General features: G+C 37.0%; 10 protein-coding genes. 7 read left to right on the top strand and 3 right to left on the bottom strand.

Features of this window, described 5'->3' with window-relative positions; genetic code table 11:
- Positions 1 to 6 precede the first annotated feature (6 nt).
- Both QZ276_RS03125 and QZ276_RS03120 read left to right on the top strand, forming a co-directional pair.
- Positions 7 to 747: a Nif3-like dinuclear metal center hexameric protein gene (locus QZ276_RS03125; RefSeq protein WP_292485199.1), complete on the top strand. Its 741-nt coding sequence runs from the start codon at positions 7 to 9 to the stop codon at positions 745 to 747.
- 1 nt (position 748) lies between these two features.
- Positions 749 to 940, top strand: coding sequence for a hypothetical protein (locus QZ276_RS03120; RefSeq protein ID WP_292485197.1), 192 nt, complete (start codon positions 749 to 751; stop codon positions 938 to 940).
- On the opposite strand, the gene QZ276_RS03115 is transcribed toward QZ276_RS03120, so the two are convergent.
- Together QZ276_RS03115 and QZ276_RS03110 are read right to left on the bottom strand one after the other, a co-directional pair.
- Positions 941 to 1,708, bottom strand: coding sequence for a carbon monoxide dehydrogenase accessory protein CooC (locus QZ276_RS03115; RefSeq protein WP_292485195.1), 768 nt, complete (start codon positions 1,706 to 1,708; stop codon positions 941 to 943).
- A gap of 49 nt (positions 1,709 to 1,757) precedes the next feature.
- Positions 1,758 to 2,477, bottom strand: coding sequence for a DUF6517 family protein (locus QZ276_RS03110; protein WP_292485193.1), 720 nt, complete (start codon positions 2,475 to 2,477; stop codon positions 1,758 to 1,760).
- Positions 2,478 to 2,768: 291 nt separating this feature from the next.
- Between QZ276_RS03110 and QZ276_RS03105 the strand changes: the two genes are divergently transcribed.
- A complete protein-coding gene (locus tag QZ276_RS03105; protein ID WP_292485191.1) occupies positions 2,769 to 3,641 on the top strand; it encodes a cation diffusion facilitator family transporter in 873 nt (290 codons plus the stop codon).
- A 27-nt stretch (positions 3,642 to 3,668) separates the two neighbouring features.
- Positions 3,669 to 4,766 carry a chorismate synthase gene (aroC, locus tag QZ276_RS03100; RefSeq protein ID WP_292485205.1) on the top strand — a complete coding sequence of 366 codons (1,098 nt, stop codon included), beginning with the start codon at positions 3,669 to 3,671 and terminating at the stop codon, positions 4,764 to 4,766.
- Between the two features lie 42 nt (positions 4,767 to 4,808).
- Here aroC and QZ276_RS03095 read toward each other — a convergent pair whose 3' ends face one another.
- On the bottom strand, positions 4,809 to 5,966 hold the full coding sequence (locus QZ276_RS03095; RefSeq protein WP_292485203.1) for an LL-diaminopimelate aminotransferase: 1,158 nt from the start codon (positions 5,964 to 5,966) through the stop codon (positions 4,809 to 4,811).
- 416 nt (positions 5,967 to 6,382) lie between these two features.
- Here QZ276_RS03095 and QZ276_RS03090 point away from each other — a divergent pair, with 416 nt between their 5' ends.
- The 3 genes from QZ276_RS03090 to argH all read left to right on the top strand — a co-directional run.
- Positions 6,383 to 7,441: a PAS domain-containing sensor histidine kinase gene (locus QZ276_RS03090; RefSeq protein WP_342765695.1), complete on the top strand. Its 1,059-nt coding sequence runs from the start codon at positions 6,383 to 6,385 to the stop codon at positions 7,439 to 7,441.
- Positions 7,442 to 7,550: 109 nt separating this feature from the next.
- Positions 7,551 to 9,815, top strand: coding sequence for a PAS domain S-box protein (locus QZ276_RS03085; RefSeq protein WP_292485189.1), 2,265 nt, complete (start codon positions 7,551 to 7,553; stop codon positions 9,813 to 9,815).
- A gap of 155 nt (positions 9,816 to 9,970) precedes the next feature.
- Positions 9,971 to 10,757, top strand: a 787-nt coding sequence (argH, locus tag QZ276_RS03080; protein WP_292485187.1) for an argininosuccinate lyase, incomplete at its 3' end; no start/stop codon positions are given.

Here is a 10,757-nt window from a genome sequence, read left to right as displayed (position 1 = left end):
TAGTATATGAAATTTTCAGATATTATACCAGTGCTTGAAACGATTGCACCGCCTGAATATGCAGAAGAATTTGATACAGGAAGAATAGGAGATATAATCAACCTGGACAATGATATTGATAAAATCGCAGTTGCACTTGACCCAACGGAATATGTGCTAAAACGTGCAGCTGATATTGGTGCAGATTTGCTTATAACCCATCACACCCTTATCTTTGAGCCAGTAACAAAAATTGCAAAGCCTCTTTCAGATAAATTGAAAATAGCTCTTGATAATGAAATATCTCTTTACAGTATGCATACCAATTATGATAAAGTACCGGGTGGTGTAAATGATATCCTTGCAGACCGCTTGGGCTTGACAAATATAGAGGAACTGGAAATCGGAAGAATCGGAAACATATCTCCCTGTTCAATTGATACCTTTGCAGGGCATGTGTCCAAATGTCTTGATACCAATGTCCAATACGTTGGAGAGAACAAAACAGTAGAAAAAGTCATGGTGTTTGGAGGTAGTGGTTTCAAATCTCAGTATCTGGATATAGCTCATGAAAACGGTGTGGATGCTTTTGTTTCAAGTGAGCTGAAACATGACGTGATACGCAACAGGGGAGGTATCTCTCTGGTTGATGCAACACATTATGCCACAGAAAACCCAGCCATGGAAAAACTTTGTGAACGCCTTGAAGAAATGCTTAAACTGGATGTAGAGTTTATTGACCATAACCCGTTTATCAGCGTAATCTAACATGGACAGAAACGATAAAATAAAACATAAAAAAACTCAGGATTTAACAGAAGATGAACTTGATGAGTTGATGATCCAGCAATTCAAACAGCAGATACGCTCAGATTATCGAAGAAGTCTTGGTAATGAACATGCAAGAATAAAAGGTACACTATCCTTAAAAACAAAAAAATCTTTTGATGATGGTGATTAATCATCCATTTTCAATATTTTGAACCATATCTATCATTTGGTTTTTAATATCTTTGATTGAATCCACTGAACTGGAACCTATATCCAGGATTGTGGTGTTTTCAAAATCGGCACGTACTATTTCAGGGTCATAGGGAATTTCTCCCAAAACCGATATTCCAAGTTTTTCAAGATGTGGCTTTACATCTGCTGAAGAGCTTTTATTAACAACTGCAGCAAGGTGTTTGATTTCCAGTTCATCTGCCAGTTCCTTTATACGTGAGGCGGTTTCAACAGAACGCATGCCTGGCTCTACAACAATAACCATCAGGTCTATTCCTCTGGTGGTGCCTCTGCCCAGATGCTCTATACCGGCTTCCATGTCCATTATTACAGCACTTTTTTCCTTTAAAACAACATGTCTTAAAAATGCACGTAAAAATGCAGATGCTGGACACATACATCCACTGCCACCCTGCTCAATTGTACCCATGACAAGCATGTTTACTCCATCGGGACCGACAACTCCATATTTTTCGACTACATCATCGACTTTTGGATTTAATTTGAAGGCTCCACCTGTCTCACCTGCGCGTTCTCTTATTAAATCTTTATATTCGGTAAGTGGTTCGGGTGGTTTTTCTATACCTACAGCAGATGCAAGGTTCATATCTGAATCAGCATCAATAGCAAGAACCTGATAATCGTCCTGTGCCAGTAATCGTGCAAGAGTGCCTGCAAGGGTTGTTTTTCCAACCCCTCCTTTGCCAGTGATTGCTATTTTAACCATAGATAGTTCTCATATATTTTTAAGTAATAACGGCTCTATTTATGTTCTTTTAATTTATAGATTTAATCAGTGCTTTAACCTCTTCCATTTCTTTTTCACCGTTGATTGTTATGAGTTTAACATTTTCTCCTTCAATATTTAATTCAATATCTCCCTCTGGAACAGCTCCAACAGTTATAATTGTGGAATCAGAAGTTGACCAGGAAGCAATAACTCCTCTTACATCGATTGAAAATCCGTTTGCAGGTATAGAGCCAACATAATAGTCTGCATTTGCAGTTGACCCGTCACTTATGTTTATTTCTTCACTTCCTTTTTTATCAAAATTTTCGATATTTGCCTGTTTTGTCAGTTTTTCTATTTGGGTATCAACTATTGTGGATATAACAGTATCAGGCAGTTCAACTCCTGAGGGCAAAGTCAGGTTGATGGTGACCAATCTCGACCCCAGAATACCTGTACCAAAATCGGTTTCTAAATCTATATTTTGGTTTCTTTGTAGGTTCTTTATCTGTCCTGACATCTGGTTTGATAGCTGTTTATCCTTATATGTTGTTATTGCTGTGTTTACAGATACATTGTAATCTGCTACTGATTGTTCGTAACTTTGATAATCCACACTGCCAGTATTCTCCCATCCATATTCTGATAGTGCTGATTCACTGACTTCTGCAGGGGTAGCTTCAGGTGTTTCAAGACAACCACTAACTGATGTGGCAAGGATTACTGTAAGAATTAGAATCGGGTATATATACAAACTTTTTACCATACAATTCACCAATTTTTAAATGGATATGATAATTTTTTAAATTAACGATATTATATTTTTAACCTGATAAACTGAAGTATATCCCAAATATCGCAGAAGACTCCTGTGAAGATGGGGGATGAATGCGATATACACTCAGTCACCTTCGGGATGAGGGGTAGTGCCTATGGAGTTGTGTTTGTTAGAACAAATTATGAACCAGGAAACTCCTCTCAAAAGGGAGGAGTATTTCACAATATATTATCGTATATTTTATTATAGTGTAAACCATTTTTTATATCGGGGATACCATTGAACCACCGCTTTAGAAAAGTTCGTATCGTTCTTCTTCAAATACTGGTACTCAATTTTGTAGTAGCCCTTGCTAAAATCATCTATGGTCGACTGACAAATACACTTAGCATGGAATCTGATGGTTATCATTCACTTATAGATGGTATTTCCAATATCACTGGACTTGTCGGAATTCAGATAGCTTCCAGACCCCCTGATAAACAACATCCTTACGGATATCGCAAATATGAAACACTCAGTGCCATAATAATATCTTTCTTTTTAATATTGGTGGGGTTTGAAATAATCACCAACGCAATCGGAAGGTTCAGAGCCGATGTAAGTCCTGATGTAACATCCATAAGTTTTGCAATTATGATTTTGACAATGATTATCAATTTCCTTGTGACCAGATATGAACACAAACAAGGAGATGAATTAAACAGTGAGGTTTTGATTGCGGATTCAATGCATACAAAAAGTGATATTTTCCTTTCATTATCTGTGATTGCGGGTCTGGTTGCAATTGAACTTGGTTATCCCATTATTGACCCGGTAATTTCGCTTATAATAGCGGTAGTCATATTCCGTGCAGGCTATTCAATTATACGCCAGAATGCTGATACTTTGCTTGATACAGCCCAGATTGATGAGGAAGAAATTTGTACACTGGTTAAATCGGTTTCAGGTATCAAAGAGTGCCATAAAATCCGAAGCAGAGGGACAAATGATACAATCCAGATAGATTTACATATAAAGGTGCGGCCTGATATGCGTATAGATAATGCACATAGTGTAGCACATGATGTAGAAAGAGACCTTAAAAATAAATATCCGGGTGTAAAAGATGTTACAATTCATATTGAACCAGCAAAAAGGGAATCTAAATAATTGAAAATTCAGGGTAGTTTTAAAAAGATGACAGGTAATACGTTTGGGCAATTTTTCAAAATAACAACATGGGGTGAATCTCATGGTCGTGCAGTAGGAGTAGTCGTTGATGGAGTTCCGGCGGGACTGGAAATCAATAAGGAACTTGTAGAAGATGAATTAAAACGAAGGCGTCCGGGACAGAGCAGTGTATCTACACCCCGAAAAGAAACCGATGAAGTGGAAATATTATCTGGTGTATTTGACAACAAAAGTACTGGTACACCTATATCAATGCTTGTATGGAACAAAAATGCCAATTCCAGTTCCTATGAACACCTTAAAAACCTCCCGCGCCCCGGCCATGCGGATTATTTTTATCTGAAAAAATACGGAATCCGGGATTATAGAGGAGGAGGACGTTCTTCTGCAAGGGAAACAGTAGGACGTGTTGCGGCAGGAGCAATTGCAAAAGCCCTGCTGGAGACCTATGGAACCAAAATCGTGGCTCATGTAGTGGAACTTGGGGGTATTAGAGCAAAAAAACTGGATTTTGATAAGATAATGAACAATTTAGAAAAAACACCTTTAAGATGTGCAGACCTTGATGCTGCTGAAAAGATGCTTGAAAAAGCGGAACATGCACGCGATATGGGTGACAGCATTGGGGGTATTGTTGAGGTAGTAGTAAAAGGAGTTCCTGCTGGAATCGGCGAGCCTGTATTTGACAAACTGGATGCCGACCTGTCAAAAGCTATTATGAGTATTGGAGCGGTCAAAGGAGTTGAATTTGGCACTGGTTTTGAAAGTTCAAGAATGAATGGAAGTGAAATGAATGATTCATTTGTTATTGAAAATGGGGATATCAAAACGGATTCCAATAATGCAGGTGGTATTATTGGAGGTTTATCCACAGGTATGCCGATAATCTGTCGTGCATTTGTGAAACCAACTCCTTCCATCTCAAAAACCCAGAAAACAGTTAATTTGTCAACAATGGAAGAAACTAAAGTTTCTGTAACAGGTCGCCATGACCCCACAATACCACCAAGAATGGTGCCTGTTGCCGAATCTATGGTAGCACTGGTTATAGCAGATCATATGATTAGAAGTGGAAATATAAGCCCTGATTCATTATTGGGATAAAAAATTCTAATCTACACCCCAAAAAGGGTGTAGTTATAGGATTTAAAGTTTAAGTTCTTCCATCCTTGCAACTGCCTGATTGATACGCTCAACTGTCTGTGTCAGTGCAAATCTGATGTATCCGTTTCCATAGTCACCGAAACCGACACCTGGTGTAGCAACAATTCCGGCATCCTCAAGCAGGAGTTTGGAGAATTCTATAGAATCGTATCCTTCTGGCACTGGAGCCCATGTATAGAATGTTGCTTTCTGTGGTTTTACATCAAGTCCGAGTTCATTGAGACCTTTAAGCAGTGCATCACGTCTGTCCTTGTAGATTTTGTTCATATCTGAAACACACTGCTGCGATGAGGTGAGTGCTGTCACTCCTGCTTTCTGGACAGCTTCAAAAGCACCTGAATCGACATTGGATTTAACTTTTCCAATTCCCTTTATAATATCGCTGTTTCCTACTGCGAAAGCAATACGCCACCCGGTCATATTATAGGTCTTGGAAAGTGAGTACAATTCAACACCAACATCCATTGCACCGTCAACATTCAGGAAACTTGGGGATTCGTATCCGTCAAATACGATGTCTGAATAGGCATTATCATGAACGACGACAATATCGTTGTCTCTTGCAAAATCAACCACTTCTTCAAAGAACTTGTGATCAGCAACAGCACCAGTGGGATTGTTCGGATAATTCAAAAACATCATCTTGGTTCTGTCACAGACTTCCTTTGGTATCGCATCAAGGTCTGGTAAAAATCCGTTTTCTTCAAGCAACGGCATGGTGTAGGCTTCTCCACCAGCAAAAAGAGTACCTATCTTGTAAACCGGATATGCTGGGTTTGGTACAAGTGCTGTATCACCCGGATTTATAAATGCAAGCGGGCTATGGGCAATACCTTCTTTCAGACCTATCATTGTCAGGGTCTGGGTATCAGGGTCTACTTCAAACCCTCTATTCTCTTTGCACCAATCAGCAGCAGCCTTTCTAAAATCATACATACCGTTGTATGACGGGTATCTGTGATAATTGGGATTGTAGATGGCTTCGGACATGGAATCTATAATGTGTTGTGGTGTTGGCTGGTCGGGGTCTCCTACACCAAGGTCTATAACATCTACTCCTTTGTTCATCACTTCTGCTTTTGCTTCATCTATCGCTGCAAACAGGTATGGGGGGAGTGAGTTTATTCTATCTGCGTACATTTCTTCACCTGTCATTTTTATCCCTTTTAATTTGTATGACCTATATAATACTGCTATTTAAAAATCATGGATAGAAGTATCAGTCAACAATAACCTGCTGTAAACATTTTTCTACCACTTAAATTTTGGTAATTTATATTTTTATAAAAAGTTACAGTTTCAAAATAAATTCATATATAAAAGTTTTGTATCTTTGTTTCAAAAGTAATATTAGTAATTAACAACAGTTTTTAGTATTGTTACTATATGATTATAATTTATCAAAGTCAGTAACTAAATTATATATAGTAAATCATGATAGGGGTTTGTTGTAGTTAATACTGTATCAGTAATAGATAATACAGAAAGCTTTTAGCTGGATGTTTTAACAATCAAGGGGGTATATATTGTTAACCGAATAGAAAAAAGGGGTAAACATCCCAGATTCAGTTGAAAATGATTACTCGTATTTAAAAGCAATATTTGAAGCCCAACAAAATGGTATTTTTATTGTTGATAAGGAAACTCATGTTGTTGTTGATACAAATATCTATGCTGTAAATAAAACAGGATTTACTAAACAATCTATGGTTGGTAATCCTGTTTCAGAATTTATTGTGTTTCCTGAAAATGCTGGCTGTTTAATCGACAAAAATAATGAACTTGAATGTAAAGTAAGAACTATTGATGGAGATAATTTACCTGTATTTATGACGTCCTCGCCTATTACAAGGGACGATTTAGACTATCAGATACTTAGTTTTGTTGATATTACCCAGCTTGAAGAAAAGTTACATAACCAGCAAAAGTACACTCAGGAACTTGAAAAATCAATTGAATATAAAGATTTATTCACAGATATAATCCGTCATGACCTTTTGAATCCTGCAGGGCTTGTTAACGGTTTTAATCAGGTTTTACTTGATATAGAAAATGACAGCAACAAGATAAAGATACTTAAAAAAATTAAACACCACAACGCAAAGCTGATAAATGTCATTGAATCAGCATCCAAGTTGTCAAGACTGGAATTAACTGAAAGACTTGAACTAAATAATATCGACATAGCTCCGATAATCAGTCATGTGGTCGATGACCTCAAAGATCAGATAGATGAAAAGGGTATAAATGTAGAAACCAGGACACATGGAAGTTATCCAGCCCTTGTCAATGATATTATTGAAGATGTATTCTATAATCTTTTATCCAATGCTATAAAATATAGTCCGGAAAACAGTCGGGTCACAATTGATATACAGGATGAAAAAGATTTTTGGAAAATTAATTTTGCAGATTCTGGAGAGGGGGTAGACAAAAAAGACAAATCCAGATTGTTTGAGCGTTTTGAACGTGCTGATAAAAGTGATATAAAAGGTCTTGGTCTTGGTCTTGCAATTGTTAAAAGGGTAATAGAATTACATGGTGGTAAAGTGGGAGTATATGATAATCCTGAAGGTAGAGGAAGCGTGTTTTGGGTGACTCTGAAAAAATCCTGAATTTATAACCTGCTTTTTTTGGCAAAAAGTAAATAATAACAATACAAATAATAATTAATAGGGTTTGAGCAGATAACTAAATATTGTTGTATTTTCGGGGTAGTTTAATGTGAATGAATTCTATGAACAAATACTTGAAAATCTCAGTCAGGGTATCTGGGTTGTTGACAAATTTGACAAGTTCATCTATTTTAGCCAAAGTATGGCTGATGTAACCGGTATTTCAAAAGAGGATGTTATCGGGAAAAACCTAATGTCTTATATGCCTGAAAGAACTATTGGAAATGATGTACATTTTAGAGAACTATTTTTGCGTGTAAAAAATACGCTTCAGCCAGAACACTTTAAGTTTATACCTCTAAGAAATAAAAAAGGAAATATAACTTATCAAAGCGGCAGGCTTGTGCCAATAACCGATAATAATTATAATTACAATGGTATGGCATGTATCATTGAATGCATAACTGAACAAGAGCTCAGCAAAAAAACCCAGCGTGATGAATGGGAAGCTGAAAACAAGTTGGAATCCATCTATAAAAGCAGTCCAGTTATCGCGTTTTTGTGGAGGGCTGAAAAAGACTGGCCTGTAGAATTTGTTTCGGACAATATAATCCAGTTTGGTTATACTCCGGAAGATTTCACTTCAGAACGGCTTATTTTTGGCGATATTGTACATCCAGATGATTTACAAAAAGTTCGTGATGCTGTTTCACAGGTTGAAATAGGAGGATATACTTATTTTACCAAAGAGTATAGGATATTGACCAAATCTGGTGAAGTACGATGGGTAACTGAACGTTCCATGCTCGGTCGTACATATAATGGAGTTCCTGCCTATTATCAGGGTATAATCATTGATGTAACTGAAAGAAAGAAGGCAGAAGAGGCTTTACGAAAATCTGAAAGAAAATACAGATTGATATTTGAAAATTCACCACTTGGTATATTTGATTTTGATGAGAACGGTGTTATAACAAGTGGTAATGAGAACATGTTAAAAATTCTTGATTTAACCAGAGACGAATTAATAGGTTTTGATATGCCAAAATCTCTGGAAGATGAAGATATGAAAAAGGCTCTATATCAGGTATTTCAGAAAAAAACGGGACATTATGAGGGCTATTACCGATCACCAACAAGTAAGAAAACAGTTCCTCTGAAAGTGGATTTCAGCCCAATCATTTCAGAAGAAGGCACAATACAGGGTGGGGTCGGCATTGTTGAGGATATTACAGAACGAAAGCAGGCAGAAGAAGCTTTAAAAGAATCAGAGAAAAAATTCAGAAGTCTTTTTGAGAATGCCAATGATGCTATTTTTATACACGATTTGGAAGGCAATATACTTGAAGTAAATCAGTTAGCAAGTCAGAGACTGGGTTACAGTAAAGACGAATTGATAAATATAAAATCAATGGAGCTGGTATCACCTTTTTATGCAGACAATATGAAAAACCGCTTGAATACTATCCAGGAAAAAGGACATGGAATTTTTGAAACGGTACAAATAACCAAAAACGGCTCAAGTATTCCTGTAGAGTTGAGCAGCAGAGTTATAGAATATGAAGGCAAAACTGCTATACTTGCGCTTGCCAGAGATATTACCGAACGAAAACGTGCTGAAAGAAAACTCAACGAATATGCAAATGAGCTTTCCAAAGCCAACGAAGAACTCAAATCCCTTGATAAGATGAAAGACGAATTTTTATCCAATGTAAGCCACGAATTAAAAACACCGTTGACCTCTATTAAAGGTTACAGTAATATCATTTATGAAGAGACTCTTGGAAAGCTCAATGATGAACAGAAAAAGACAATGAATATTATAGTACGAAATTCTGAGCGTCTCAGGAGACTTGTAGATTCTCTTATTTATATGAGTATGAGTCAGGCGGGTAATATCGAGTATTCATTTGAACCTGTTCAGATATCAAGAGTAATAGACGATGCGATAGAAGACACAAATTTTGAAATTAATAAAAAAGGTCTAATTTTGAACAAAAATGTATCAGAAAATCTTCCACAGATAAATGGTGATAAATCTAAATTAACCGATATGCTGACCAATCTTCTTGATAATGCAACCAAATTCACATCTTCTGGTGGTGAAATAATAGTGGAAGCATTTGAAGAGGATGAACATGTCCATATAAAAGTGATCGATAACGGTGTAGGGATCCCTGAAGACCTTATTCCCTATCTTTTCCAGCGTTTCTACCAGATAGATTCATCCATCAGACGCAAATATGGAGGAACAGGGCTTGGGCTTTATATATGTAAACTTATAGTAGATGCTCACAATGGTAATATCTGGATAGACAGTATTGAAGGAAAAGGAACTACAGTTCATGTAAAACTTCCTGAAACCGAAAGCTGATAATCTTATTTTTCTTATTTTTATTTCAGTAATCATCTCAATTTTTATATGCTATAATGTGCTAACCCCGTCAGTTAATATCAAATCCTTTTTAAACAATATGTATCATTTTACTTTATATTTTCATTCAAAAATAGAACCAATGAGGTATATTAATGAGCGATATTTTGCGAAGAGGCAGACTTTCCGAAATCCCTGACGAGGAAGTTCTCAAATACACATCGTCTATGGAAACAGACAGGTGGATATTTCAGGCTGATATCCTTGTGGATATGGCACATACAATAATGCTGGAAGAACAGGAAATCATCCATGAGGAAGAATGCACCCGTATACTTGAAGCGCTTTTGAAAATAAAAGAAGATGGTATCGAAAGTTTGAGCCATGATTATGAGGACATCCATATATCGCTTGAATCAAAATTGATTGACATGGTAGGTGAAGACATCGGTGGAAGGATGCATTCTGGTCGTTCCCGCAATGATGAAATAGCAACCTGTCTCCGTATATATCTAAGAGATGAAATAACAGGGATAATGTCTGAACTGATAAACCTTCGCACAGTATTGCTCAAAATCGCTTCTTATAATGTGGATACTGTAATGCCGGGTTTTACACACCTGCAGCATGCACAGCCCACAACGTTTGCTCATCATCTTGTAGCTCATGCAGAATCATTGTCCAGAGATTTTGACCGTTTGTTTGATGCTTTTAAAAGGATAAATATGTCCCCTCTTGGGTCGGCAGCATTTGCATCTACTGGTTTCAATCTTGACCGTACAAGGACACAGGAATTACTGGGGTTTGATGGTCTGATTGAAAACTCTATGGATGCGGTAAGTACCCGTGATTTTTTGGTTGAATCGTCATCTGTATTGTCAAACCTTATGGTAAATCTTAGCAGAATAGCTGAAGAAATAATTATATGGTCATCACCTGAAT

This window comes from Methanohalobium sp. (genome assembly GCF_018609725.1).
In the GTDB taxonomy this organism is placed as follows: Archaea; Halobacteriota; Methanosarcinia; order Methanosarcinales; family Methanosarcinaceae; genus Methanohalobium.
This window is presented reverse-complemented; position numbering and strand designations above follow the sequence as displayed.

What these genes read in the sequence shown, in the direction of transcription:
- QZ276_RS03125 (WP_292485199.1), top strand. Translation starts at nt 7, where the DNA reads ATGAAATTTTCAGATATTATACCAGTGCTTGAAACGATTGCACCGCCT.
- QZ276_RS03120 (WP_292485197.1), top strand. Translation starts at nt 749, where the DNA reads ATGGACAGAAACGATAAAATAAAACATAAAAAAACTCAGGATTTAACA.
- QZ276_RS03115 (WP_292485195.1), bottom strand. Translation starts at nt 1,708, where the DNA reads ATGGTTAAAATAGCAATCACTGGCAAAGGAGGGGTTGGAAAAACAACC.
- QZ276_RS03110 (WP_292485193.1), bottom strand. Translation starts at nt 2,477, where the DNA reads ATGGTAAAAAGTTTGTATATATACCCGATTCTAATTCTTACAGTAATC.
- aroC (WP_292485205.1), top strand. Translation starts at nt 3,669, where the DNA reads ATGACAGGTAATACGTTTGGGCAATTTTTCAAAATAACAACATGGGGT.
- QZ276_RS03095 (WP_292485203.1), bottom strand. Translation starts at nt 5,966, where the DNA reads ATGTACGCAGATAGAATAAACTCACTCCCCCCATACCTGTTTGCAGCG.